General features: G+C 72.3%; 25 protein-coding genes. 12 read left to right on the top strand and 13 right to left on the bottom strand.

The genetic code is table 11. The annotated features are described in order from the left end of the window. Nucleotides 1–111 precede the first annotated feature (111 nt). The gene (locus VKA29_RS28825) at nt 112–1,011 is read left to right on the top strand and encodes a phosphatase PAP2 family protein (RefSeq protein WP_324788923.1); all 900 of its coding nucleotides are present in this window, start codon (nt 112–114) and stop codon (nt 1,009–1,011) included. Between the two features lie 109 nt (nt 1,012–1,120). On the opposite strand, the gene VKA29_RS28820 is transcribed toward VKA29_RS28825, so the two are convergent. The 6 genes from VKA29_RS28820 to VKA29_RS28795 are packed head-to-tail and all read right to left on the bottom strand — an operon-like array spanning nt 1,121 to nt 8,311. Continuing rightward, nucleotides 1,121–2,539 carry an FAD-dependent oxidoreductase gene (locus VKA29_RS28820; RefSeq protein WP_324788922.1) on the bottom strand — a complete coding sequence of 473 codons (1,419 nt, stop codon included), beginning with the start codon at nt 2,537–2,539 and terminating at the stop codon, nt 1,121–1,123. Between the two features lie 30 nt (nt 2,540–2,569). Further along, nucleotides 2,570–3,370 carry an ABC transporter permease gene (locus tag VKA29_RS28815; protein WP_324788921.1) on the bottom strand — a complete coding sequence of 267 codons (801 nt, stop codon included), beginning with the start codon at nt 3,368–3,370 and terminating at the stop codon, nt 2,570–2,572. After that, nucleotides 3,371–4,306 carry an ABC transporter permease gene (locus tag VKA29_RS28810; protein WP_324788920.1) on the bottom strand — a complete coding sequence of 312 codons (936 nt, stop codon included), beginning with the start codon at nt 4,304–4,306 and terminating at the stop codon, nt 3,371–3,373. Further along, nucleotides 4,306–5,472, bottom strand: a complete 1,167-nt coding sequence (locus tag VKA29_RS28805) for an ABC transporter ATP-binding protein (protein ID WP_324788919.1) — start codon at nt 5,470–5,472, stop codon at nt 4,306–4,308. Before VKA29_RS28805 ends, VKA29_RS28810 begins: the two co-directional genes overlap by 1 nt. Continuing rightward, nucleotides 5,469–6,716: a spermidine/putrescine ABC transporter substrate-binding protein gene (locus VKA29_RS28800; RefSeq protein WP_324788918.1), complete on the bottom strand. Its 1,248-nt coding sequence runs from the start codon at nt 6,714–6,716 to the stop codon at nt 5,469–5,471. The genes VKA29_RS28805 and VKA29_RS28800 overlap by 4 nt, the downstream gene beginning before the upstream one ends. 59 nt (nt 6,717–6,775) lie before the next feature. After that, complete coding sequence (locus VKA29_RS28795; protein WP_324788917.1) at nt 6,776–8,311, bottom strand: gamma-aminobutyraldehyde dehydrogenase; 1,536 nt, start codon at nt 8,309–8,311, stop codon at nt 6,776–6,778. Between the two features lie 209 nt (nt 8,312–8,520). Between VKA29_RS28795 and VKA29_RS28790 the strand changes: the two genes are divergently transcribed. Further along, the gene (locus VKA29_RS28790; protein ID WP_324788916.1) at nt 8,521–9,132 is read left to right on the top strand and encodes an NADAR family protein; all 612 of its coding nucleotides are present in this window, start codon (nt 8,521–8,523) and stop codon (nt 9,130–9,132) included. Nucleotides 9,133–9,635: 503 nt separating this feature from the next. Here the strand turns inward: VKA29_RS28790 and VKA29_RS28785 are convergent. Then, nucleotides 9,636–10,391 (bottom strand): DUF4190 domain-containing protein, encoded by a 756-nt coding sequence (locus VKA29_RS28785; RefSeq protein ID WP_324788915.1) that lies wholly within the window; start codon nt 10,389–10,391, stop codon nt 9,636–9,638. Between the two features lie 63 nt (nt 10,392–10,454). On the opposite strand from VKA29_RS28785, the gene VKA29_RS28780 reads away from it, so the two are divergent. The 3 genes from VKA29_RS28780 to VKA29_RS28770 all read left to right on the top strand — a co-directional run bounded on the left by VKA29_RS28780 (nt 10,455) and on the right by VKA29_RS28770 (nt 13,796). Then, a complete protein-coding gene (locus tag VKA29_RS28780; protein ID WP_324788914.1) occupies nt 10,455–11,618 on the top strand; it encodes an adenosine deaminase in 1,164 nt (387 codons plus the stop codon). A gap of 19 nt (nt 11,619–11,637) precedes the next feature. Beyond that, a complete protein-coding gene (locus VKA29_RS28775) occupies nt 11,638–12,330 on the top strand; it encodes a glycerophosphodiester phosphodiesterase (protein WP_324788913.1) in 693 nt (230 codons plus the stop codon). A gap of 128 nt (nt 12,331–12,458) precedes the next feature. Further along, nucleotides 12,459–13,796: a serine hydrolase domain-containing protein gene (locus VKA29_RS28770; protein ID WP_324788912.1), complete on the top strand. Its 1,338-nt coding sequence runs from the start codon at nt 12,459–12,461 to the stop codon at nt 13,794–13,796. Here the strand turns inward: VKA29_RS28770 and VKA29_RS28765 are convergent. The 6 genes from VKA29_RS28765 to VKA29_RS28740 form a co-directional block, all read right to left on the bottom strand. Further along, nucleotides 13,762–14,283: a hypothetical protein gene (locus VKA29_RS28765; protein ID WP_324788911.1), complete on the bottom strand. Its 522-nt coding sequence runs from the start codon at nt 14,281–14,283 to the stop codon at nt 13,762–13,764. The genes VKA29_RS28770 and VKA29_RS28765 overlap by 35 nt on opposite strands. 421 nt (nt 14,284–14,704) lie before the next feature. Then, nucleotides 14,705–15,253 (bottom strand): hypothetical protein, encoded by a 549-nt coding sequence (locus VKA29_RS28760; protein ID WP_324788910.1) that lies wholly within the window; start codon nt 15,251–15,253, stop codon nt 14,705–14,707. Then, on the bottom strand, nt 15,237–15,728 hold the full coding sequence (locus tag VKA29_RS28755; RefSeq protein ID WP_324788909.1) for an RNA polymerase sigma factor: 492 nt from the start codon (nt 15,726–15,728) through the stop codon (nt 15,237–15,239). Before VKA29_RS28755 ends, VKA29_RS28760 begins: the two co-directional genes overlap by 17 nt. Beyond that, nucleotides 15,725–16,354, bottom strand: coding sequence for a class F sortase (locus tag VKA29_RS28750; protein WP_324788908.1), 630 nt, complete (start codon nt 16,352–16,354; stop codon nt 15,725–15,727). Before VKA29_RS28750 ends, VKA29_RS28755 begins: the two co-directional genes overlap by 4 nt. Then, nucleotides 16,351–16,758: a sortase-dependent protein gene (locus VKA29_RS28745; RefSeq protein WP_324788907.1), complete on the bottom strand. Its 408-nt coding sequence runs from the start codon at nt 16,756–16,758 to the stop codon at nt 16,351–16,353. Before VKA29_RS28745 ends, VKA29_RS28750 begins: the two co-directional genes overlap by 4 nt. A 278-nt stretch (nt 16,759–17,036) precedes the next feature. Further along, complete coding sequence (locus tag VKA29_RS28740) at nt 17,037–18,476, bottom strand: gamma-aminobutyraldehyde dehydrogenase (RefSeq protein ID WP_324788906.1); 1,440 nt, start codon at nt 18,474–18,476, stop codon at nt 17,037–17,039. Nucleotides 18,477–18,645: 169 nt separating this feature from the next. On the opposite strand from VKA29_RS28740, the gene VKA29_RS28735 reads away from it, so the two are divergent. The 7 genes from VKA29_RS28735 to VKA29_RS28705 all read left to right on the top strand — a co-directional run bounded on the left by VKA29_RS28735 (nt 18,646) and on the right by VKA29_RS28705 (nt 25,511). Continuing rightward, nucleotides 18,646–19,161, top strand: a complete 516-nt coding sequence (locus VKA29_RS28735) for an Lrp/AsnC family transcriptional regulator (protein WP_324788905.1) — start codon at nt 18,646–18,648, stop codon at nt 19,159–19,161. Further along, on the top strand, nt 19,146–20,528 hold the full coding sequence (locus VKA29_RS28730) for an aspartate aminotransferase family protein (RefSeq protein WP_324788904.1): 1,383 nt from the start codon (nt 19,146–19,148) through the stop codon (nt 20,526–20,528). Before VKA29_RS28735 ends, VKA29_RS28730 begins: the two co-directional genes overlap by 16 nt. Nucleotides 20,529–20,720: 192 nt before the next feature. After that, a complete protein-coding gene (locus tag VKA29_RS28725) occupies nt 20,721–21,461 on the top strand; it encodes an ABC transporter ATP-binding protein (RefSeq protein WP_324788903.1) in 741 nt (246 codons plus the stop codon). Further along, a complete protein-coding gene (locus tag VKA29_RS28720) occupies nt 21,443–22,921 on the top strand; it encodes a hypothetical protein (RefSeq protein WP_324788902.1) in 1,479 nt (492 codons plus the stop codon). Before VKA29_RS28725 ends, VKA29_RS28720 begins: the two co-directional genes overlap by 19 nt. A 96-nt stretch (nt 22,922–23,017) precedes the next feature. Further along, nucleotides 23,018–23,425 (top strand): VOC family protein, encoded by a 408-nt coding sequence (locus tag VKA29_RS28715; protein WP_324788901.1) that lies wholly within the window; start codon nt 23,018–23,020, stop codon nt 23,423–23,425. 103 nt (nt 23,426–23,528) lie between these two features. Continuing rightward, nucleotides 23,529–24,650, top strand: a complete 1,122-nt coding sequence (locus tag VKA29_RS28710) for an LOG family protein (protein ID WP_324788900.1) — start codon at nt 23,529–23,531, stop codon at nt 24,648–24,650. Between the two features lie 159 nt (nt 24,651–24,809). Next, the gene (locus VKA29_RS28705) at nt 24,810–25,511 is read left to right on the top strand and encodes an LAETG motif-containing sortase-dependent surface protein (RefSeq protein WP_324788899.1); all 702 of its coding nucleotides are present in this window, start codon (nt 24,810–24,812) and stop codon (nt 25,509–25,511) included. Nucleotides 25,512–25,567: the final 56 nt, after the last annotated feature.

The raw sequence follows: 25,567 nt of genomic DNA, 5'->3' as shown, positions 1-25,567 counted from the left end.
CCAGGGGCTGGGGCGGCCAACGGCAGAGCGTGTGAAGAACGTGTGCGAGGTGGATGTCGGGGTGCGATTCCGTCTGTCGTCGCCCCCGGCACTGCCGTAGGTTCTACGCAGATGAGAGAAACACCCCGTCCGCAGGGGACTGCGGACGATCTCAGGCCGGGGCCTCCCCAGCTTCGACCTGGTCGTGCCCTCGCGCACACACCCGGGGCCTCCGGCTCCGGATCTCCTCACCGGTCGGACAGTCGCCCGCCCCAAACCCCCCGGGGTGGGCGTCCATCCGATCCGATCGGCCGCTCCGGAACAACCCCCCCTGTTCCGGGGCGGCCGGCCTCCTTCCGCTCCTTCCTCCTTCTCGGGCTCCCCGCTCTCCTCTTCGCGCTGATCACCTGGCAGGTCGTGGCCGACGGCCCGCTGTTGCGCGTGGACGAGCGGGTCAGCCGCGTTCTGGTGCACCCGGACCGCGTCTCGGAACTGCTGTCCGACCTCGGCGGTGTCGGGGTGGCGCTCCCGGTCCTCGCCCTCGTGCTGGCCGACGTGGCCCGGCGCGGCCGTCGGGCGGGCGCCCGGCGATGGTGGCTGCCGCCGCTCGCCGCCGCCCTCGTCATGGCGCTGGTGCCGGCGCTGGTCGTCCCCCTCAAGGAGTTCACCGCCCGCTCGGGCACCCCGGCCGTGCCGCCGGGCACCGGCTACTACCCCTCCGGCCACACGGCGACCGCCGTCGTCGCCTACGGCGCGGCGGCGGTGCTGCTGCTGCCCTGGCTGGCGTCGGCGACCGCCCGCCGCGTGGTCGTCGTCGCCTGCGCCGCCGTCAATCTCGCCGTCGCCTCCGGCCTGGTCCGCCGCGGCTACCACTGGCCGCTGGACGTCCTGGCGAGCTGGTGCCTCGGCACGGTGCTGCTGACCTGCCTGACGCTGGCCGTCTCCCACGCCGCGCACGACGCCGGAGGCGGGCCGCCGGCCGCCGGACAGGACGGCGAGACCCGCCGCGGCCCGGCCGCGCGCCGACGCTGAAGGGGCGCGGGGGAACCGCGCGACCGGCCACGACGGCGCCGCGGACGACCGGCGGCACACCGCCGGTCACGGCCGACGGCACACCGCCCGCCATGACCGCGCGGAGCGCTCAGCTGTCGAAGCCCAGGCCCAGCCGGTCCATCGTCCGCAGCCACAGGTTGCGCCGCCCGTCGTGCGCGTCGGCGCGGGCGAGGGACCACTTGGTCAGCGCGATGCCGGTCCAGGCGAAGGGCTCGGGCGGGAAGGGCAGGGGCTTCTTGCGGACCATCTCCAGCGAGGTGCGCTCGGTGGTCTCCCCCGCCAGCAGGTCCAGCATCACCTCGGCGCCGAACCGGGTCGCGCCCACGCCGAGGCCCGTGTAGCCCGCGGCGTACGCCACCTTCCCCCGGTGCGCGGTGCCGAAGAACGCCGAGAAGCGCGAGCAGGTGTCGATCGCGCCGCCCCACGCGTGCGTGAAGCGGAGGCCCTCCAGTTGCGGGAAGCAGGTGAAGAAGTGTTCGGCGAGCTTGGCGTAGGTCTCCGGGCGGTCGTCGTACTCGGCGCGCACCCGGCCGCCGTAGGGGTAGACGGCGTCGTAGCCGCCCCACAGGACGCGGTTGTCGGCGGACAGCCGGAAATAGTGGAACTGGTTGGCGCTGTCCCCGAGGCCCTGGCGGTTCTTCCAGCCGACGGACGCGAGCTGCTCGTCGGTGAGCGGCTCGGTCATCAGCGCGTAGTCGTAGACCGGGACGGTGTACGGGCGCACCCGCCGGACCAGGTTCGGGAAGACGTTCGTGCCGAGCGCGACCTTGCGGGCGCGCACGCTGCCGTAAGGGGTGCGGACGGCCATGCCGGCGCCGTACGGCTGGAGGGCGAGCGCGGGCGTGTGCTCGTGGACGCGGACGCCGAGCCGCAGGCAGGCCCGCTTCAGGCCCCAGGCGAGCCGGGCCGGGTTGACCATGGCCACGCCCTTGCGGTCGTGCAGGCCGGCCTGGAAGGTCGGCGAGTCGACGTGGCTGCGCACCGCCTCGGCGTCCAGGAACTCGACGCCGTCGGCGAGGCCGCGGCGCTCCATCTCCTCGTACCAGTCGCGCAGCTCCCACGCCTGGTAGGTCTCGGTGGCGACGTCGATCTCGCCGGTGCGCTCGAAGTCGCAGTCGATCCCGTACCGGGCGACCGCGGCCTCGATCTCGTCGAGGTTGCGGGCGCCCAGCTCCTCCAGCTTGTGGATCTCGTCCGGCCAGCGGGTCAGCCCGTTGGCCAGACCGTGGGTGAGGGAGGCGGCGCAGAAGCCGCCGTTGCGGCCGGAGGCGGCCCAGCCCACCTCGCGGCCTTCCAGCAGGACGACGTCCCGCCCGGGGTCGCGCTCCTTGGCGATCAGCGCGGTCCACAGTCCGCTGTAGCCGCCGCCGACGACCAGCAGGTCGCAGGTCTCGGCGCCGGTGAGGGCGGGCTCCGGGCGGGGCCTGCCGGGGTCGTCCAGCCAGTACGGGACCGGCTGGACGTCGGAGAGTGCTCTTGTCCAACGGCTCATGGCGCTTGGGGCCATGATTTTCAACTCCCTACAGGGTTGCGGTGGTCACGCCTTCTGCTTGTTGCGGCGGTTGCCGACGACCATCGAGGTCAGGACGAGCAGCACGGCGATGAGGAACATGGCGGTGCCGATGACGTTGATCTGGACGGGCGTTCCGCGCTGCGCCGAACCCCAGACGAACATGGGGAAGGTGACGGTCGAGCCGGCGTTGAAGTTGGTGATGATGAAGTCGTCGAAGGAGAGCGCGAAGGCGAGCAGCGCGCCCGCCGCGATGCCGGGGGCCACGATGGGCAGCGTGACCCGGAGGAACGTCTGCACCGGACCGGCGTACAGGTCCTGGGCGGCCTGCTCCAGCCGCGGGTCCATCGACATCACGCGCGCCTTCACCGCCGTCACCACGAAGCTCAGGCAGAACATGATGTGGGCGATCAGGATCGTCCAGAAGCCCAGCTGGGCGCCCATGTTGAGGAACAGGGTGAGCAGCGAGGCGGCCATGACGACCTCGGGCATCGCCATCGGCAGGAAGATCAGCGAGTTCACCGCGCCGCGCGCCCGGAAGCGGTAGCGGACCAGCGCGAAGGCGATCATCGTGCCGAGGACGGTGGCGCCGATCGTCGCCCAGAGCGCGATCTGGAGGCTGAGCGACAGCGAGCCGCACATGCCGGCGACGCCGCACGGGTCCGTCCAGGCGTCCGCGGAGAACTGCTGCCACTCGTAGTTGAAGCGCCCCTTCGGCTTGTTGAAGGAGAACACCGTCACGACGATGTTGGGCAGCAGCAGGTACCCGAGGGTCAGCAGTCCCGCGATGACGACGAGGTGGCGCTTGAGCCAGTTGACGAAGGCCATTTAAACCAGATCCTCCGTGCCGGACTTGCGGATGTACAGCGTGACCATGATCAGGATCGCGGCCATCAGGATGAACGACAGCGCCGCCGCCGTCGGGTAGTCCAGGATCCGCAGGAACTGGGTCTGGATGACGTTGCCGACCATGCGGGTGTCGGTCGAGCCGAGCAGGTCGGCGTTGACGTAGTCACCGGCCGCCGGGATGAAGGTCAGCAGCGTGCCGGAGACCACGCCCGGCATCGACAGCGGGAAGGTGACCTTGCGGAAGGTGGTGGCCGGGCGTGCGTACAGGTCGCCCGCCGCCTCGTGCAGCCGTCCGTCGATGCGCTCCAGCGAGGTGTACAGCGGCAGGATCATGAACGGCAGGAAGTTGTACGTCAGACCGCACACCACCGCGAGCGGGGTGGCGAGCACCCGGTCGCCGGCCGTCATGCCGAGCCAGTTCGTGACGTCCAGGACGTGCAGCGAGTTCAGGGTGCCGACGACCGGGCCGCCGTCCGCGAGGATCGTCTTCCAGGCGAGCGTGCGGATCAGGAAGCTGGTGAAGAACGGCGCGATCACCAGGATCATGATCAGGTTGCGCCAGCGGCCCGCGCGGAACGCGATCAGGTAGGCCAGCGGGTAGCCGAGGATCAGGCACAGGATCGTCGCCGAGCCGGCGTACAGCACCGAGCGCAGGAACTGCGGCCAGTACTCGGACAGCGCGTCCCAGTAGGTCGCGAAGTGCCAGGTGACCTGGTAGCCCTTTTCCAGGGAGCCCGTCTGCACGGACGTGGACGCCTGGTAGACCATCGGCAGCGCGAAGAAGACCAGCAGCCACAGGATGCCGGGCAGCAGCAGCCAGTACGGCACCAGGCGGCCCCGCTTGCGCGGTGGCTTCTTCGCGGGGGTGGCGGGGGCGAGCGGCGGAGGTGCCTCCGCCTCGGTGATCGTCGTCATCAGGCCGCCTCTTCCTCGACCGTCTCGACGCCGGCGTCGATGTCCTGCGTGGCGTCCAGGCCGAAGGTGTGGGCCGGGTTCCAGTGCAGGACGACCTCGGCGCCGGGCGCGAGCCGGGGGTCGCGGTCGATGTTCTGGACGTAGACCTCGAAGTCGGGGCAGACCGGGCTGTCGACGACGAACTGCGTGGAGACGCCGATGAAGCTGGAGTCGGCGATCGTGCCGGTGATCCGGTTGCGGCCGACGGGTATCTCTCCGGCGTCCTCGACGGGGACGACCGAGATCTTCTCCGGGCGTACGCCGACCAGCACCTTGCCGCCGGTCGTGGTGGGCGCCGAACACCGCGTCCCGGGCAGCACGAGCTTGCCGCCGCCGGCCCTCAGGACGATGTCGTCGCCGCTGATGGTGTCGACCTCGGCCTCGATGAGGTTGGAGGTGCCGAGGAAGTTGGCGACGAAGGTGGTCTGCGGGTTCTCGTACAGGTCGGCCGGCGCGCCGAGCTGCTCCACGCGGCCCCCGTTCATCACGGCGACCGAGTCGGCCATGGTCATGGCCTCCTCCTGGTCGTGCGTGACGTGGATGAAGGTGATGCCGACCTCGGTCTGGATCCGCTTGAGCTCCAGCTGCATCTGGCGGCGCAGCTTCAGGTCGAGGGCGCCGAGGGGCTCGTCGAGCAGCAGCACCTTGGGGTGGTTGATCAGCGCGCGGGCCACCGCGACGCGCTGCTGCTGGCCGCCGGAGAGCTGGTGCGGCTTCTTGCGGGCCTGCTCGCCGAGCTGGACGAGCTCCAGCATCTCCTCGACCTGCTTCTTCACCGACTTGATGCCGCGCCGGCGCAGACCGAAGGCGACGTTCTCGAAGATGTCGAGGTGCGGGAAGAGGGCGTAGGACTGGAAGACCGTGTTGACCGGGCGCTTGTAGGGCGGCAGGTGCGACACGTCCTGGTCGCCGAGGTGGACGGTGCCCGTGGTGGGGTCCTCCAGGCCGGCGATCATGCGCAGGGTGGTGGTCTTGCCGCAGCCGGAGGCGCCGAGCAGGGCGAAGAAGGAGCCCTGCGGCACGGTCAGGTCGAGCGGGTGGACGGCGGTGAAGGAGCCGTAGGTCTTGCTGACGCCCGTCAGTCGGACGTCGCCGCCGGTGTCGTTCTTGTTCGTCACGGTGATCACGCCCCAGTCAGCTTCGCGAACTTCTGTTCGAATTCGGTCTCTTCCTTCGAGCTCAGCGAGCGGAAGGCGTGGGACTTGGCAGCCGTGGCCTTGTCCGGAAGGATCAGCGGGTTGTCCGCCGCGCCCTTGTCGATCTTGGTGAGGTAGGGCTTCACACCGTCGACCGGGGACACGTAGTTGACGTAGGCGGCGAGCGCCGCGGCCTGCTCGGGCTCGTAGTAGAAGTCGATGAGCCGCTCGGCGTTGGTCTTGTGACGCGCCTTGTTCGGGATCAGCATGTTGTCCGTCGACGTCATGTAGCCGCTGTCCGGGAGGATGAAGTCGACGTCCGGGCTGTCCGCCTTGAGCTGGACGATGTCACCGCCCCAGGCCACACAGGCCGCCAGGTCGCCCTTGGTGAGGTCGGACGTGTAGTCGTTGCCGGTGAAGCGGCGGATCTGCCCCTTGTCGACGGCCTTCTGCAGCCGGGCGATCACCTTGTCGTAGTCGTCGGCGGTGAACTTCCCCGGGTCGATGCCCATGTCCAGCATGGTCATGCCCACGCTGTCGCGCATCTCCGACAGGAAGCCGACGCGGCCCTTGAGCTTGGGGTTGTCGAGCAGGTCGGAGACCGACTTGACCTCGATGCCGTCGAGCGCCTTCTTGTTGAACGCGACGACGGTGGATATGCCCTGCCAGACGTAGCTGTAGGCGCGGCCGGGGTCCCAGTCGGGGCTGCGGAACTGCGGCGACAGGTTGGCGTAGGCGTGCGGCAGGTTGGACGGGTCCAGTTTCTGGACCCAGCCGAGGCGGATCAGGCGGGCCGCGAGCCAGTCGGTGAGCACGATGATGTCGCGCCCGGTGTCCTGGCCGGCCGCCAGCTGCGGCTTGATCTTGCCGAAGAACTCGACGTTGTCGTTGATGTCCTCGGTGTACTTGACCTTGATGCCGGTGCGTTTGGCGAACCGGTCGAGCGTGGGGTGCTGCTTCTCGCTGTCGTCCACGTCGATGTACTCGGTCCAGTTGGAGAAGTTGACGACCTTCTCCTCGGCCGAGTGGTCCTCTGCGGAGACGCCGCCCTTGGTGTTGCCCGCCGCGGGGATCCCGCAGGCGCTCAGTGCCCCGAGACCGCCGACCGCGAGCGCGCCGCCCGCGGAGGCGCGCAGCAGCGAACGGCGGGTGAGGGAGGCCCTGCCGTTGCGGAAACTGCGCCGCATGGCGGCCACCTGGGCCGGGGACAGGCGGTCGGGCTCGTACTGCTCCATGCGCGTGGTGCCCTTTCGGGAGGGTGAGGGGCCGCGGGTGAGGCGGCCGGTTCTGCTGTCTATCGGTCCCCGAAGACGGTGCGGTGCCAGTCCTTCCTGGCCACCGCCGTGTTGTCGTACATGACGTGCTTGACCTGCGTGTACTCCTCGAAGGAGTAGGCAGACATGTCCTTGCCGAAGCCGGACGCCTTGTAGCCGCCGTGCGGCATCTCGCTGATGATCGGGATGTGATCGTTGATCCACACACAGCCCGCCTTGATCTCGCGGGTGGCGCGGCCTGCCCGGTAGACGTCGCGGCTCCAGGCGGAGGCCGCGAGCCCGTACGGGGTGTCGTTGGCGAGCCTGATCCCTTCGTCGTCGGTGTCGAAGGGGAGGACCACCAGTACCGGGCCGAAGATTTCGGACTGCACGACCTCGCTGTCCTGGGGCGCGTCGGCGATGAGGGTGGGCCGATAATACGCGCCCTTCGTGAGACCTCCCTGCGGGGCCTCGCCGCCGGTGACCACGCGCGCGTAGGAGCGGGCGCGGTCGACGAACCCGGCGACGCGGTCGCGCTGGACGTGGGAGATCAGCGGACCGAGATCGGTGCCCGGCGCGAAGGGGTCGCCGAGCCGGACGGTGTCCATGAGGGCGGCCGTCCGTTCGACGAACGCCTCGTACAGGGGCCGCTGCACGTACGCGCGGGTGGCGGCGGTGCAGTCCTGGCCGGTGTTGATGAGCGCGCCCGCGACCGCGCCGTTGGCGGCCGCCTCCAGGTCGGCGTCGTCGAAGACCACGAACGGTGCCTTGCCGCCCAGCTCCAGGTGGAGGCGCTTGACGGTGGCGGTGGCGATCTCCGCGACCCGCTTGCCGACGGCGGTCGAACCGGTGAAGGAGGTCATGGCCACGTCGGGGTGGCCGACCAGGCGCTCGCCCGCCTCCCGGCCGGTGCCGGTGACGATGTTGACGACGCCGTCGGGGATCCCGGCGGCGGTGACGGCCTCGGCGAACAGCAGCGAGGTCAGCGGGGTCAGCTCGGCCGGCTTGAGGACGATGGTGTTGCCGGCCGCGATGGCCGGGAGGATCTTCCACGCCGCCATCTGCAGCGGGTAGTTCCACGGCGCGATGGAGCCGACGACGCCGATGGCCTCGCGGCGCACGTACGACGTGTGGTCGCCGGAGTACTCGCCGGCGGCCTGCCCCTGAAGGTGGCGGGCGGCCCCGGCGAAGAAGGCGGTGTTGTCGATCGTCCCCGGCACGTCGAACTCGCGGGTCAGCTTCAGCGGCTTGCCGCACTGCAGGGACTCGGCGCGGGCGAACTCCTCCGCGCGGTCGGCGAGCACGGCGGCCAGGCGGTGCAGGGCGTCGGAACGCTCACCGGGGGTGGCGGCCGCCCAGCCCGGGAACGCCTCGCGCGCCGCGGCGACCGCCGCGTCCACGTCGTCGGCGCCGGCCAGGTCGTACGTGTACACGTCCTCGCCGGTCGCGGGGTCGACGACCGCGTAGGTGTGGCCCGAGGTGCCCTTCGCCGGGCGGCCCGCGATGTACTGCGCGCCGTCCGCGAAACGGTCCTGGGCGGGGAATCGTTCCGGGGTGGCGATGCCCGGGTTGTGCATGTGGATCTCCTCCGCCGGGGCACCCGGCTCGTGGGGCGGGTGGCGTAGCTCCAGTCCGAATTGAGTGCCGATCCTGACAGAGGCAAGGGACTCCTACAAGTGATTCCGTTGTTTCCTTTCGGTTACGCAACGGAATCTGTCGACCAGGTGTCGAGTCGCCCAGGAAAAGGGAGGACGGAGTGTCAGTGGCGGCTGCGACACTCGCGTGCATGGAACGGGTGACGGGGAAGATCGACTCCAGGGAATCGCTGGTCAGGGCGGTCCGCGCGGGGGCCCGAATCAAGTATCTGCACTTCTGGGGGCATCGGCCGGGAGCGGACGGCCGGGTGGGGCCGGGCTGCCTGAGCCAGTGGTGGCCGTCGCCGTTCACGGTGGACTCGGTGACCTATGCGACCGCCGAGCACTGGATGATGGCGGGCAAGGCGCGGCTGTTCGGCGACGCGGAGGCGGAGCGGCAGGCGCTGGCCGCGGGCCATCCCGCGCAGGCGAAGAAGGCCGGGCGCCTGGTGCGCGGCTTCGACGAGGCCGTCTGGGAACGCGAGCGGTTCGGCATCGTGGTGGAGGGCAGCGTCCACAAGTTCGCCGCCCACGCCGATCTGCGGGAGTTCCTGCTGAACACCGGCGAGCGAAGCGAGACGGGGGTCCCCCCGGCCGAAGGCCGGGGGAGGGTGCTGGTGGAGGCGAGCCCCATGGACCGGGTCTGGGGCATCGGCCTCGGCGCGACCGACGAGGCGGCGACGGACCCCGAGCGCTGGCGCGGCGCGAACCTGCTCGGCTTCGCCCTGATGGAGGCCCGGGAGCGGCTGGCCGGGAGCGGGTGAGGGTCGGGGCCGGGTGAGAGGCGGGTGCGGGGGCGGTGGTGCGGGGGCGGGCCGACTGCCGCCGGGACGAGCGCGGCGCCGTCACCGACGGCCGCGGCGCCGCGGCTGGACAGGCGGGCCCGGTCTTGCGGCGGACTCGGGCCGCGCGGGCGGGCCGCGGACTCGGACCGGAGTGGAACGGGCGTCGCCGCCGCCGACGGCGGACACTGTTGCCTCGGCGGCGGACCGGACAGGGCTCGGGAGGCCGGACACCCGAAGCGCTCGTGCGGGCCGGGGCCGGTGATCGGCGACGGCCGACTCGGTCCTCCCCGACTTCCCCGGCCATGGCCCGGCGGGCAGGCTGTCGGCGGACAGCGTGCCCGGTACCGGACACCGGCGGAGGACGGGGTCCGGGGCAGGACGGTGGAGGGACCGCCCGCGAGGCGCCGGTCGGAGGCCGGGCCGGGAGGCGGACCGGAGGGCGGGCCGCCGATGTGATCAGGTGACCGGCCTGGACCGGGAGGTCACGGGTTGGCGATCAGCAAGGCGATCATGCCCAGGCCGAGCACGATGGCGACGGCTCCGCAGATGATGCCGGTCAGGGCCTGGCCCGGGTTCGTCGCCTCGCCCCGGGCGGCCTTGGCGCGGCCGATGAAGCCGAAGATCAGGGCGAGCACGCCGACGATGATCGCGACCGGCCAAAGACAGAAGACGGCGGCCCCGACGATCCCCAGCACCATCGAGGCGGTGCCCATGCCGTTGCTGGGCAGCGGTGTCATCCCGGGCCAGCCGTAGTAGCCGGGGGTGCCGTAGCCGGGGGTGCCGTAGGCGGACGGGCCGCCGGACGGGTAGCCGTAGCCGCCGGGATAGCCGTAGGGGACCTGGCCGGGGCCGTCGGGGGCGATGGGCGGCGGGGGGACCGGCTCGCCGTGCGCGGAGACGGCGCCGGGCGTCTGAGGCATCGGGGTCGGCGGGGCGAAGGGACCGGCCCACGGCTGCGAGGGGGGCGGCGTGCCGCCGGCTCCGGCGCCGGGCATGGAGACGACCGTCCGCTGGTCGTGCACGGAGGGCGGCGCCGGGAACGGCCCCGCACCGGTGTGCCGGCCGGGGCCCAGCGGGGCGTCGGCGGCGGGCGGAGCCCACGGGTTCGGCTCCGGGTTCGGCTCCGGCGTCGGCTCCGGCTTGCCCAGGGGGACCCGGCCGGTCGCGTCGCCGGGGGCGGCCGGCCAGTGACCGGCGCCGTGGTCCGGCGCTGCCGGCGTCTGCGCGTCGTCGGACATGCGGCGAGTCCCCTCTCTGGACATCCGGACCTCCCGTCACTCTACGGCCCGGCCCGGCCACGCGTGGGCTCGGCCTACGATGATCCCCGAGTCACCGATCAGCCGATCACCCGCGTCCCGCCCGGCCGACCGCCGCGGGACGCCGTTCCCGGGGAGGAACCCTTGACCGACCGTCTCGACGCGTCCACCGTCGTCCCGAACGACCTGCACGCCTTCATCGCCGGACTGCCCAAGGCCGAACTGCACGTCCACCACGTCGGCTCCGCCTCCCCCCGGATCGTCTCCGAACTGGCCGCCCGCCACCCCGACTCGAAGGTGCCCACGGACCCCGAGGCCCTGGCCGACTACTTCACCTTCACCGGCTTCGCCCACTTCATCGACGTGTACCTGTCCGTCGTGGACCTGATCCGCACGCCGGAGGACGTACGGCTGCTGACGTACGAGGTGGCCCGTGACATGGCCCGGCAGCAGGTGCGGTACGCCGAGCTGACCGTCACCCCGTGGTCCTCGACCCGGCGCAACATCGACGAACGCGCGTTCATGGACGCGATCGAGGACGCCCGCAAGGCGGCCGAGGCCGATTTCGGGACCGTGCTGCGCTGGTGCTTCGACATCCCGGGCGAGGCCGGTCTCGAGGCCGCCGAGGAGACGACCCGGCTGGCCACCGACGACCGGCTGCGCCCCGAGGGCCTGATCTCCTTCGGGCTCGGCGGGCCCGAGACAGGTGTGCCGCGGCCGCAGTTCGAGCCGTACTTCGACCGGGCGATCGCCGCCGGGCTGCGGTCGGTGCCGCACGCCGGCGAGACCACCGGCCCGCAGACGGTGTGGGACGCGCTGACCCACCTGCGGGCCGAGCGCATCGGGCACGGCACGAACTCCTTCCAGGACCCGGCGCTGCTCGCGCACCTGGCCGAGCGGCGGATCCCGCTGGAGGTGTGCCCGACCTCCAACATCGCCACCCGCGCGGTGCGCACCCTGGACGAGCACCCCATCAAGGAGTTCGCGAAGGCGGGCGTCCTGGTGACGATCAACTCCGACGACCCGCCGATGTTCGGCACCGACCTCAACAACGAGTACGCGGTCGCCGCCCGCCTGCTGGAGCTGGACGAGCGGGGCCTCGCGGACCTCGCGAAGAACGCCGTCGACGCCTCCTTCCTCGACGAGGCGGGCAAGGCACGTATCCGGGACGAGATCGACGCGTACACCACGGCGTGGCTCGCCCCCTGATCCCGCCACAATGGGGGTCATGCAGAACGTGACCGCCGTGGCCCACCGCGGCGACCCCTACCGCGTCCGCGAGAACACCGTCGACTCGCTGCGTTCCGCGCTCGGCCTGGGCGCGGACGCCGTCGAGATCGACGTACGGCTGACCAAGGACGGCGTGCCGGTGCTGCTGCACGACGCGACGCTGAGGCGCCTGTGGGAGCGGGACCGGCCGCTGCGGTCGCTGACGGCCGGCGAGGTGCGCGAACTGACGGGCGGCGGGGTGCCGACGCTGGCGGAGGCGCTGGCCGCGACCGACGGCACCCGGGTGATGCTGGACCTGCCCGGCGGGCCGGACGTGCGGGCGGTGCGCCGGGTCGTGGACGTCGTATGCGAGGCCGGGGCGCGGGAGCGGGTGTACTACTGCGCCGACGCGCCCGCCATGCTCGCCGTCCGCGCGGCCGATTCGTCCGCGGAGATCGCCCTGACCCGCACCACGCTGGCGCCCCCGCGGCCGGTCCTGCTGGAGGCGATCCGCCCGCGCTGGCTCAACTACCGCTTCTCCCTGGTCGACCGCGCCCTCGCCGCCCGTGTCCACCGCGACGGCTACCTGCTGTCCGTCTGGACCCCGGACACCCGCCGTTCCATGCGCCGGCTGATCGACGTCGGCGTGGACTCGATCACCACCAACCGCGTCGACGTGCTCAGCCCCCTGCGCGTCCCGCTCCAGCTGTGACCCGGCCCGACATGGCCTGAGGGGCGGCCCCTGACAACACCCTTGTTCTTGCGGGCACTTGGTCGGGGCTTCCCCAGGGTCGGGCACCCTCCTCGCCGAGGATCCGGGCGGGCGCGGGCGGCCGGAGGATGATCACGAACTTCCTCCGGCCGGTTCCGGCCCCTTCCGGCGATCTCAGGAGAGTCGATGCGCGCACGCAGCCGCAGCTCCGCCCTCACCGCCTGTCTCGTCTCGTCCTGGCCACCGGCCCGCCGGCCGCACCCGCCCTCGCCGCACCCGCCCTCTCCGCGCCGGTCGCACCGGCCGCACGGATCGCACCGGCCGCACGGATCGCGACGGTCGCGACGGTCGCGACGGCACCGGCCGCCGGCCGTGGCACGCCCGACACCGGCACGCCCGACACCGGCGCGCCAGATGCCGGCGCCCTGCGTGCCGCGATCGCCGGGCTCCCGGATGCGGACGCGACCGCGGCGCTGGTGCGGGTCGGCGGCAGTGACGGCGCCTGGCGGGGCAGCGCGGGCGTGCGCGATCTGGCGAGCGGCCGGGCGGCGTACCCGGACGCCCGCTTCCGGGCCGGCTCGACGACGAAGGTGGTGACGGCGGCCGTCGTGCTCAGGCTCGCGGCCGAGGGCCGGATCGACCTGTCGGCGCCGGTGCGGCGCTACCTCCCCGGCCTGCTCGGCGACGCCTTCGAGCCGGTCACCGTACGGCAGTTGCTGAACCACACCAGCGGCATCCCGGCCGGTGACGGATTCGGGGACTCCTTCGAGGAGCAGTACGCCCACCGCTACGACGCCTTGACACCCCGTCAGGTCGCCGCGTCGGCGGTGGCGAAGGGCCCGGAGTTCCGCCCCGGCGAGCGGCAGCACTACCTGAACGTCAACTACACGGTCCTCGGCCTGCTCGTGGAGAAGGTGACGGGCCGCGCCTACGCGGACGAGGCCGCCCGGCTCGTCCTGCGCCCCGCCGGCCTGCGCGACACGTACTTCCCCGGCACCGACCCGCGCATCCGCGGCCCGCACAACCACGGCTACCAGGCGGTCCGGAAAGCCGACGGCACGACCGCCTTCGTGGACGTGACCGAGTGGAACCAGGCGGACCGCTGGGCGGCCGGCGACATGATCTCTACGACCGCGGACCTGGAACGCCTGCTCAGGGCGCTGTTCACGGGACGGATCGTGCCGGGCCCGCAACTGCGGGAGATGTTCACGGTCCCGGCGGGCATCGACGGGGCGACCTACAGCGCCGGTCTGCAGCGCTTCGTGCACGAGGGCCGGGTCTACTGGCTCAAGTCGGGGGCGCGGTACGGCTACAGCACCGTGATCGCCGCGACCCGCGACCTGAGCCGCACCCTCGTCCATTGCGTCGGCGCCACCGACGCCAAGGGCGAGTCGATGAACCCGGTCGCCCAGCGGATCGCCCTCGCGGCGCTCAAGCAGCCGGTACCGGGGCGGTGTCCGGGGTGAGCGCCGCCAGCCGCTTGATCTTCTCGCGCACGACGTACAGCGGGATCACCCCGAAGAAGCCGAACGACATGTCGATCACCGTCCACCAGAAGGGGATGCCGCGGATCGGCCCGCACACCAGCGCCAGCGGGACGATCCCGGCGCAGGCGATCATCCCGAACTCGACCACCCAGATGTTGCGGACGGGGTCGCGGTAGGGGCCGTAGAAGGCCACCGCGATCACCAGGTGGGCGAAGGCCAGCCAGTCCGTGCCGTAGAGCAGGAAGGGGTACTCGGTGTCGGCGGTGTCGACTCCGCGCCGCACGCGCTCGATCCAGTCGGTGAGCGCGGGCAGCTGGTCGGAGACGGACAGCGACCGCAACAGGTCCTCGGTCCAGCGGAGTTCGTGGACGAGGGGGAAGGCCGTGGCGCCGCTGAGCACCAGGCAGACGACGAAGAGGACCAACCAGGCGCGTATGCCCTTCAGCAGGGCGGCTCTGTCGCTCATGACGGCAGCGTAGCCCTGTATTTGAACGTGTTCAAAAGCGCCCCCACGGAAGGGGGCCGGGGACGCGGTCGCGGCGAAGGCGGCCATCGGCCCCGCGGCGGCGGTGGATCCCCGCGTGTCGCTCCGCTCGGCGCGCGGCCGCACCGGCTCCGGCGCGGCCGGGAATCGCTCGCGCGACGCGGACAGGCCGCGCCGCGGCACCCGTCGGCGCGGCCGACTCCTCCGCCCCGTCCGGGGGACTCCTCGGCCCCGTCCGGGGGACTCCTCCGCCCCGTCCGGGAGACTCCTCCGCCCCGTCCGGGAGACTCCTCCGCCCCGTCCGGGAGACTCCTCCGCCCCGTCCGGGAACGGGCCGCCGACAGCCCCAAGGCGCCCGCGCCGCGGGCAGGTTCGCCGCACGGCGGGTCGCTCCTCGCCTCGCTCAGCCCCGTGCGTCCGCTGTGGAGGGCGGGACGGGCGCAAGGCTCCAGGGCTCCGACGGCGCGGTCTTGCGCGAGTCCGTCGAGTCCGTCGCGCCCGTCGAGGGCGCACGGGAGGCCGGGTCGGTCGGACCCGGCCGACCGGCCCGGCCGGTGCGCCCGGTCCGGTCGGTCGCACCGGTCCCGCCGGGGGCCGGGGTCGGGACGACGGTCGAGCGGCGGGTGGCGGGACCGGTCGCGGCCGGCCGGGGCGAGGTCGACGGGCCCGGCCCGGTCGCGGGACCGCTCGCGGGCGGCGGGGCGAGCGGGACCGCAGGCGGCGCGGGCGTCCCGGGGCCGAACGACCGCAGCGGCAGCGCGACGAGCACGGCGACGGCGCAGACCGCGCCGGCTCCGGCCGCGGCACGCAGCAGCCGGCGGCGTGCCGCGCCGCGGCGGATCGCCTCGTAGCGGCCCGGGGGCGCACCGAGATGGCCGGCCGGGGGCCGCAGCAGGACGGCCAGGGGGTCGTCGGGGTCGAAGTCCGGGCCGTCGTCAGGGGGTGTGATCAAGGCTTCTCCTCAGGTGGGCGCGGAGCAGCTCGCGAGCCGTGTGCAGATCGGCCTTGACGGTCCCTTCCTTGCGCCCGGTCAGCACGGCCACCTCCCGGATCGGCATGTCAGCGTAGTAGTGCAGCAGGATCGGCACCCGCAGCCGGTCCGGCAGGGACTGCACGAGCAGCCGCACCGACGGGTCGGCCGGTTCGGCGGGCGGGCGCACGGCGGCCTCGACGGTGGCCCGGCGCATCGCCCGGCGCTCACGCTCCAGCTTGCGCCAGTGGTCGCGGACCAGGTTGGCGGCGGTCACGTAGAGGAAGCCCTGGGGTTCGGCAACGGCCGTCCACCGGGCCCATAACCGGGTGAACGCCTCCGAGGCGACCTCGTGCGCCGTCTCGTCGTCGTCGACGAGACGGCGGCACCAGCCGGCCAGGCGCGGATAGAGGGCGGCGAACAGCTCGGACGCCGCCCTCTCACGGGACCGTTTCACCGTTCTCCCGCAGCACTCGGTGCCGGTGCGGCGAAGACGATCACGTTGTCGCGGTAGCCGTCGCCGCTGCGCGGTCCGCCGCACGTGACCAGACGCAACTCCGGCCGGTCCACGTTCCCGTAGACGTCGCCGGTCGGGAAGTCCGCCTTGGCGACGGTGCGCACGGCGGTGACGGCGAACCGTACGGTCCCGCCGCCGGCCAGGCGCACCTCGATCCGGTCGCCGCGGCGCACCTCCGCGAGGTGCCGGAACACCCCGTCCCCGTAGGCGCCGACGGTGACATGGCCGAGGATCACCGAGGGACCGGTCTGTCCCGGCGCCGGCGAGTGGCGGTACCAGCCCGCCCGGTCGTGCGCCGTGATCGGGGGGACCTGCACGGTGCCGTCGGGGGCCAGCCCCAGCCGCAGGACGGCAGTGTCGACCCCGATGGCGGGGATGCGCAGCCGCACCGGAGCCGAACGCGCGGAGGCGTGTCCCGGCGCGGCGGAGCCGTCGGCGGCTCCGGCGGCCGGTCCGGCCCGCTCGGCGTCTTCCGGCGGGGCCTTCGCGGGCCCGGGGCCACCGCAGCCGGCGAGCAGCAGGGCGGCCGTCGAGGCGAGGAAGGCGCGCCTGGCGAGCGGTGTCACTCCCCCGTCGCCCGCCGACGCCGTACGAGGAGGACCGCGCCCCCGCCCGCGACGGCCGCCGCGGCGGCGCCCCCGCCGATCAGCCCGGCCATGCCGCCGGACTCCGGCGAGGCGGGCACCCGGCCGGTGTCCGGCGCCCCGCTGGGCACGGCGGTGACCTGGTCCGAGGGCCTCCGGGACGGAGCCGGGCTCTGCCGCGTGCGGTCGGTGGCGCTCGGCACCGGGGAGGGGGCGTCGGTGGGCCGGGTCGAGGGGACGCCGGTGGGCCCGGTCGAGGGGGCGCCGGTGGTCGGGCGGGGGGTGGGCGAGGAGGCCGCCGTCGCCCCGTCGGCGAACGCGGGCACCGCGCCCGCCAGGACGGCGGCGCACGCGAGCACCAGGGCACTGAGGCCGGTTCGGCGCATGGATCGCTCTCTTTCGTCGGTCCGCCCGCCGGTGGACCGGCGGGATGGTCACGGATCGAGCGGAGAGACGAGACAGCACCCGGAGGGGTTGTAAAGAGAAGGCAAAGCCGACGGGCGCCAGGACGTCCGGGAACGGCACGGCCCCCGGACGGGTCGCCCTGAGTCGAATCCCGTCCGGGGGCCGTCGGCCTACGCCGAGGCGCCGATACGCCGAAGCACTGAAGCGCGACGCGCCGGAGCGCCGACGCGCGACGCGCGACGCGCGACGCGCCGAAGGCTTACGCGTCCAGCGACGTCATCACGTGCTTGATCCGCGTGTAGTCCTCGAAGCCGTACGCCGACAGGTCCTTGCCGTAGCCGGACTGCTTGAAGCCGCCGTGCGGCATCTCGGCGACCAGCGGGATGTGCGTGTTGATCCACACGCAGCCGAAGTCCAGCTTCTTCGACATGCGCATCGCGCGGCCGTGGTCCTTGGTCCACACGGAGGAGGCCAGCGCGTACTGGACGCCGTTGGCCCACTCCACCGCCTGGTCCTCGTCCCGGAAGGACTGGACGGTGATGACCGGGCCGAAGACCTCCCTCTGGATGATCTCGTCGTCCTGCTTCAGGCCCGAGACGACGGTCGGGGCGTAGAAGTAGCCCTTGTCGCCGACCTGGTGACCGCCGGCCTCGACCTTGGCGTGGGCGGGCAGCCGCTCGATGAAGCCGGAGACCTGCTTGAGCTGGTTGGGGTTGTTCAGCGGGCCGAAGAGGACGTCCTCGTCGTCCGGCTGACCGGTCTTCGTCTCGGACGCGGCCTTGGCGAGCGCGGCGACGAACTCGTCGTGGACGGACTCGTGCACGAGCACGCGGGTGGCCGCCGTACAGTCCTGGCCGGCGTTGAAGAAGCCCGCCACCGAGATGCCCTCGACGGCCTGGGCGATGTCGGTGTCCTCGAACACCACGACCGGCGCCTTGCCACCGAGCTCCAGGTGGACGCGCTTGACGTCCTTGGAGGCGGACTCGGCGACCTGGATGCCCGCGCGGACGGAGCCGGTGATGGAGGCCATCGCCGGGGTCGGGTGCTCGACCATCATGCGGCCGGTCTCGCGGTCGCCGCAGACGACGTTGAAGACGCCCTTGGGCAGGATCGAGCCGAGGATGTCGGCGATCAGGACGGTCGAGGCCGGGGTGGTGTCCGACGGCTTGAGCACGACCGTGTTGCCGGCGGCGATCGCCGGGGCGAACTTCCACACGGCCATCATCATCGGGTAGTTCCACGGCGCGACCTGCGCGCAGACGCCGACCGGCTCGCGGCGGATGATCGAGGTCATCCCCTCCATGTACTCGCCGGCCGACCGGCCTTCGAGCATCCGGGCCGCGCCCGCGAAGAAGCGGATCTGGTCGACCATCGGCGGGATCTCCTCGGACCGCGTGAGCCCGATCGGCTTGCCCGTGTTCTCCACCTCGGCCGCGATCAGTTCCTCGGCGCGCTCCTCGAACGCGTCCGCGATCTTCAGCAGAGCCTTCTGCCGCTCGGCCGGGGTGGTGTCGCGCCAGCCCGGGAAGGCCGCGGCGGCGGCCGCCATGGCGGCGTCCACGTCCGCCTGACCGGACAGCGGGGCGGTCGCATACGCCTCGCCCGTCGCGGGGTTGACCACCTCGGTGGTCCGTCCGTCGGCGGCGTCCCGGAACTCACCGTCGATGTAGTTGCGCAGACGACGCAGCTCGGTGCTCACTGCCGGCCTCCTGTCGGGTTTCTGGTGTCCGATTGCTGAGACCCACACACTAATCGGCAGGCCGACGTTTTCAACACCCCCGATCGCATCATCGCTGCGAAATCCGCAGGTCTCAGTCTCGTAAACAACGAATTTCATCGCTGAACCCTTGCGGAACTGTCGAGACGTCGTGCACAGTGACCTCGTGGCCAGTCGAAGCGCAGACCAGAGGGACTCCCGCGAGTCCAGGAACGGCACCCCTCATCTGGATGCCGTCTCGCTCGCCATCATCGAGCAGCTCCAGGAGGACGGCCGCCGGCCGTACGCCGCGATCGGCAAGGCCGTCGGCCTGTCCGAGGCGGCCGTGCGCCAGCGCGTCCAGAAGCTGCTCGACCAGGGCATGATGCAGATCGTCGCCGTCACGGACCCGCTCACCGTGGGCTTCCGGCGGCAGGCGATGGTCGGCGTCCATGTCGAGGGCGACGTCGAGTCCGTCGCCGACGCGCTGACCGACATGTCGGAAGTCGAGTACGTGGTGATGACCGCGGGCTCGTTCGACATCCTCGCGGAGATCGTCTGCGAGGACGACGACCACCTGCTGGACGTCATCAACAAACGCATCCGGGCGCTGCCCGGCGTGCGCTCCACCGAGAGCTTCGTCTACCTCAAGCTCAAGAAGCAGACCTATATGTGGGGAACCCGATAACCGTGAGCTCAAAGGACCTCAGCCGCACCGCGTACGACCACCTGTGGATGCACTTCACCCGCATGTCCTCGTACGAGAACTCGCCCGTGCCCACCATCGTGCGCGGCGAGGGCACCTACATCTACGACGACAAGGGCAAGCGCTACCTCGACGGTCTCGCGGGCCTGTTCGTGGTGCAGGCCGGCCACGGCCGCACGGAGCTCGCCGAGACCGCCTTCAAGCAGGCCCAGGAACTGGCCTTCTTCCCGGTGTGGTCCTACGCCCACCCGAAGGCCGTCGAGCTGGCCGAGCGCCTCGCCGACCACGCCCCGGGCGACCTGAACAAGGTGTTCTTCACCACCGGCGGCGGCGAGGCCGTCGAGACCGCCTGGAAGCTCGCCAAGCAGTACTTCAAGCTCGTCGGCAAGCCGACCAAGTACAAGGTCATCTCCCGCGCGGTCGCCTACCACGGCACCCCGCAGGGCGCCCTGTCCATCACCGGTCTGCCGGGCCTGAAGGCCCCCTTCGAGCCCCTCGTCCCGGGCGCGCACAAGGTGCCGAACACCAACATCTACCGCGCCCCGATCTTCGGCGACGATCCGGAGGCGTTCGGCCGCTGGGCCGCCGACCAGATCGAGCAGCAGATCCTCTTCGAGGGCCCGGACACCGTCGCCGCGGTCTTCCTGGAGCCGGTGCAGAACGCCGGCGGCTGCTTCCCGCCGCCGCCCGGCTACTTCCAGCGGGTGCGCGAGATCTGCGACCAGTACGACGTGCTGCTGGTGTCGGACGAGGTCATCTGCGCCTTCGGCCGCCTGGGCACGATGTTCGCCTGCGAGAAGTTCGACTACGTCCCGGACATGATCACCTGCGCCAAGGGCATGACGTCGGGCTACTCCCCGATCGGCGCGTGCATCGTCTCCGACCGGCTGGCCGAGCCGTTCTACAAGGGCGACAACACCTTCCTGCACGGCTACACCTTCGGCGGCCACCCGGTCTCCGCGGCGGTCGGCCTCGCCAACCTCGACCTGTTCGAGCGCGAGAACCTCAACCAGCACGTGCTCGACAACGAGGGCGCGTTCCTGTCCACCCTGCAGAAGCTGCACGACCTGCCGATCGTCGGCGACGTCCGCGGCAACGGCTTCTTCTACGGCATCGAGCTCGTGAAGGACAAGGCCACCAAGGAGTCGTTCAACGACGAGGAGACCGAGCGGGTGCTGTACGGCTTCCTGTCGAAGGCCCTCTTCGACAACGGCCTGTACTGCCGTGCCGACGACCGTGGCGACCCGGTCATCCAGCTCGCCCCGCCGCTGATCTCCAACCAGGAGACGTTCGACGAGATCGAGCAGATCCTCCGTGCGACGCTGACGGAGGCGTGGACGAAGCTCTGATCGTCCGCCAAGAAGATCATCCACGGCCCCGGTGCCGCCCGTTCGAGTGAGAAACGGGCGCCCGGGGCCGCGTGCTGTCCGACCTCCTCGGGTGAGCTGCCTAGCGTGCCCAGTGACCGATCGGCGCTGTCTTCGTTCCCCCGGACGGGGGATTGGCACGGCAATCACGGATCTGAACCGAGGTGTACGCCCATGGTGGCCCCGCCGGACAACGACGTGCTCTGGGCACGCGCCCTGCACTACCAGCACAACGACGGCTCGCCCGCGCTCAGCGGTGTCTCGCTGGGCGTCCGGGAGGGCGAGATCCTCGCCGTCGGCGGCCCGCGGGGCAGCGGCAAGACGACCCTGCTGCGCTGCCTGTGCGGACTGCTGCCCGCGCAGCGCGGCGAGGTGTGGTTCAACAGCACGCCCGTGCACACCATGGGCCCGCTGAGCCGGGAACGACTGCGCCGGGACCGCTTCGGCTGGATCGATCCGGCCCCCGTCCTCGTGCCCGAGCTGAACGTCTGGGAGAACACCGCGCTGCCGCTGATGCTGCGCGGCACGAGCCGCCGCCGCGCCAAGACGGCCGCCCTGGAGTGGCTGGAACGCCTCGACGTCGGCACCAAGGCGCGCAAACGGCCGCACGAGCTCCTCCAGGCGGAACGGCAGCGCGTGTGCATCGCGCGGTCGCTGGCCCCCGAACCCACGGTGCTGTTCGCCGACGAGCCGACCGCTCCCCTGCACCGCGCCGACCGCGTCCACGTGCTGCGCACGCTCACCACGGCGGCCCGCTCGCACGGCATCACCGTGGTGCTGGCCACCGACGACCCGCGGACCGCGGCCCAGGCCGACCGCACGGTGTCGCTGCTGGACGGGCGGCGCGTGAAGACCGTGCACCTGCCGCCGGTCGCCGAGGCGGAAGGCCGGGCCGCGTGCTCGCTCTCCGTCTGACCCGCGGCGCCCACCCCGCCGTCCAGCTGCGCCGGCTGCTGGTGGCGGTGGCCTCGGCGGGCACGGGCTTCCTCCTGCTGTGCACCCTCGGTCACGCGCTGGGCCACCCGGACACGCCCGGCACCTCGCTGCTGCGCCTCGCCTGGTGCCTGACACCGCTGGCGGCCACCGTGCACTTCGCGGTCGCGGCGGCCCGCACCGACCCCGGCACCCGGCCCCGCTCCGGCCTCTCGGCGATCGGCCTGGGCCCGGCCCGCCTGATGGCGGTCTCGGCGACCACCACGGCCCTGGCCACCGCCCTCGGCTCGTTGCTGGCGCTGCTGGTCTTCCTCCACCTGCGCGGCGACCTCACCGGTCTGCCCTTCGACGGCGCGGCGGCACGGTCCCTGGCCGCGGACCGGCCGCTGCCGCTGCCGGCGACGCTGACCCTGCTGGCGCTGGTGCCGGGGGTCGCCTCGGTGGCCGTGGCGGTGGTGCTCAGGCCGCGGGACCTGCGGCCGGCGGCGGCCCGCGGGGCCGCACGGGCGGGCGGCCGGTCCGGCGCCCGCGCGTCCGCAACGAAGGCCGGTGGCCGGCCCGCCCGCGCGGCCGCCGGCCGGCGCCCCGCGCCGACGGCGCCCGCCCCGGAACCCGACACGGAACCCGACACGGGACACGGCGCGGGACACGGCGCGGGAGTCGATGCCGACCTCGACGCCGACCTCGACGCGGAACTCGACGCGGAACTCCGGGCGGAACTCCGTACGGCGGCCGCCTCGGCGGCCGGCACGACGGCCGACGGCACCCCGCAGGGCCCGGGCGGCGCGGCGCGGTCACCGGGAGCCGGCATCCACGCCGTCGTCCCCGCGCCGAAACAGCCGCCCACCGGCCTGCCCTGGGGCATCGCGGTCCTCGCCGCGGGCCTGGCCGTGGAGGCGTACGCGAGCCGCACCGGCAGCACCGCCGCCTCCCTGACCGGCGCCGTGACCGGCTCGGCCCCCGCCGTGCTCGCCGGCTGGGCCCTCACCGCCCTCGGTCTGGCGCTCGCCGCCCCCGCGCTCACCCACCTCACCGGCCTGCTGGTCCAGGCCGTCCGCCCCGGCGCCCTGCGTCTGCTGGCCGGCCGGGTCCTCATGGCGGAGGCCACCCGCATCGGCCGTCCGCTCGGCATCGTCTGCGCCGTCGTCTCGGCCTCGTACGCCATGACGGCCCTGTACGGCGGCACCGGGCCCCTCGCCTTCGGCCCGCTCACCACCCTCGGCACGCTGCTCGTGGCCGGCTGCGCCTGCGCCACGCTGCTCACCGCCGCGGCCGAGGCCAGGCACGCCCGCGCCGAGATCACCGCCGCACTCCTGCGCCTGGGCGCCCCGGCCACGCTGCTGCGCGGTGCGGCGGCGCTGCGCAGCGGCGCCCTCCTCGCCCTCTTCGGCCCGCTGACCCTGGTCGTCGCCGAATTGGCGGCGCTCCCGCTGACCCGCTGAAGAACTCCGCGAAAGAATCCGGGACCACCGATGAGTTCCGCGACGGCCCCCGGTCTACCCCCGCGAACGGCACGACACCCACACGGGAGAGGCCCCATGTACCAGCAGATGATCTTCGTGAACCTGGCCACCGACGACGTCGAGGCGTCGAAGAGGTTCTTCACGGAACTCGGCTACACCATCAACCCGCAGTTCAGCACGGACGAATGCGCCTGCGTGGTGATCAGCGACACGATCATCGCGATGCTGCTCAGCAAGCAGCACTACGCCACCTTCACGAAGAAGGAGATCGCCGACTCCAGGCAGACCAGCGAGGTGCTGGTCTGCCTGAGCGCCGAGAGCCGCGAGAAGGTCGACGAACTGGTCGACCGGGCGATCGCCGCGGGCGGCAGCATCGCGGGAGAGACGCAGGACCACGGATTCATGTACGGCCGTTCCTTCGACGACCTCGACGGACACACCTGGGAGGTCGTGTGGATGGACCCGGCGGCGGTGCAGGGCTGAGGGACGGGCGTGCCCAGGGCCTTTCGTCCGGACCGGGCCCGCCGTGCGGGGCGGCGCCCGGCGACGCCGGGGTGATCCGGACGACAGGCCCTAGCATGGGCCGGTGCAGACGAGCCCGGCCCACGCGGCCCATCACGACCGACACGAGATAGAGACGCTCGAGGACTTCGACGCGGCCGTCGCGGCCCGCGGCGGCCTCGCCGGGCACCGTGTGCAGGGCGTGGACCTGACGGACCGTACGCGCGAGTTGCTCACCACCGACACGGCGGGAGTGGTCTTCCTCGGCTGCCCGATGCGGCACGAGGCCGAGGCCAAAGTCCGCGCGGACGGCGCCCTGGTCTTCCCTCCGGTCCCGGATCTGCCCTTCGACCCCTACCGCGGGCGCCTCTACACGGCCGACGAACTCTTCGCCTCGCTGGAGCGGGGATACGAGCGGACGCCCGACGCCCTGTCCTACGCCTGGTTCCGGCAGACCAGGGCCGACGGTGACATCTTCGCCTCGATGCTGCGCGCCGTGCACGACGACTCCGTCTCCGACGCCCTCGACGAACTCCTGCGCGGCGCACCGGTGGTGGGCGTGATGGGCGGCCACGCCATGGCGCGCGGGACGCGGCAGTACGCCGGCGCCGCCCGGCTGGGGCGCGAGCTGAGCCGCATCGGGTTCACCGTCGCCACGGGCGGCGGCCCGGGTGCGATGGAGGCGGCGAACCTGGGCGCGTACGCGACGCCGTACGAGGACGACATGCTGGACGAGGCATGCGCTCTGCTCGGCAAGGTGCCGTCGTTCACGCCCTCGATCACCGACTGGGCCCGCTGCGCCTTCGAGGTGCGCGCCCGCTGGCCGAGGGGCAACCACTCGATCGGCATCCCGACCTGGTTCTACGGCCACGAGCCGCCGAACCCCTTCGCGGCCCACATCGCCAAGTACTTCGCCAACGCCACCCGCGAGGACGGGCTGCTGGCCCGCTGCAACGCGGGCGTGGTCTTCCTGCCGGGCGCCGCGGGGACCGTGCAGGAGATCTTCGACAACGCGACCCCCAACTACTACGAGTCCCGCGGCGAACCGACGCCGATGGTGCTCGTCGACCGCGCCCACTGGACCGAGCGGCTGCCGGCCTGGCCCCTCTTGCAGGCACTGGCCCGGGAACGTTCGATGGAGTCCCGTATCGCCCTCGTTGACCGGATCGAGGAGGCTCCGGAGGCGTTGAAACGTCTCCGCGGTTAATGAGAAGGCAAAGCCGACGCGTAGGATGAACCTGCGGATTGACACTCCTTATGGAGCGCTTATAGACCTGTGAGCCTCCTGGGGACCCTGAAGCCTCAGCCTTTGGGGCGTCATCGTCTCCGCCACCCCCCGCAGTTGTGCATCCCGTGAAGGGAAAACGTGTCCATAACCCGCCGTACCGCCCGCCGTTCCGTGCGCGTCCTCGGTGTCGCCGCCGCGTCCGCCGCGCTCACGCTGGGTGTCGCAGGGAACGCTCTCGCCTGCGACATCAAGGAGTTCTCGGCCGAAGCCAAGTGCGACGGCGCCAAGGGCGTCATCACCGTCACCGACAAGGACCCCTCCGGGGTTCCGGCCGTCATCACCGTGTTCCTGGAGAACAACGGCGCCGACGAGCAGAAGATCGGTGAGCAGGAGGTCAAGGGCTCCCGCGAAGGCACCGTCATCACGTTCGACGAGGACTGGAAGCCCAACGCCGAGTACCGCATCCACGTCACCGCCGGCAACGGCGAACGCCCGATCGTCGACGAGGACATCAAGCCGAACCTGACGACTCCGTCCGAGGGTTGCTCGAAGGACGAGTCGACGCCGCCGGCCACCCCGTCGCCGTCGGAGTCCGCCTCGACCCCGGCCGAGGAGTCTCCCACCCCGACCTCGACCCCGTCGGCCTCGGAGAGCAGCACCGCTCCGGCCGACACCGCCGGCAACGAGCCGTCCCCGGCCGCCGGTGACTCCAACCTCGCCGAGACCGGCGCGAACTCCAACACCGGTCTGATCGCCGGCATCGCGGGCGCGCTGGTCGTCGTCGGCGGCGGTGCCGTCTTCTACGGCATGCGCCGCCGCGGAGCCGACAGCAACCGCTGACGCCCCGCCCGGTACCACCGCCGTGGCCCGTCCCCGCATCCGGGGGCGGGCCACGG

This window comes from Streptomyces sp. H51, from assembly GCF_035656535.1.
Taxonomy (GTDB): domain Bacteria; phylum Actinomycetota; class Actinomycetes; order Streptomycetales; family Streptomycetaceae; genus Streptomyces.
The sequence above is the reverse complement of the archived record's forward strand: the minus strand, read 5'-3'. Positions and strand labels throughout refer to the sequence as shown.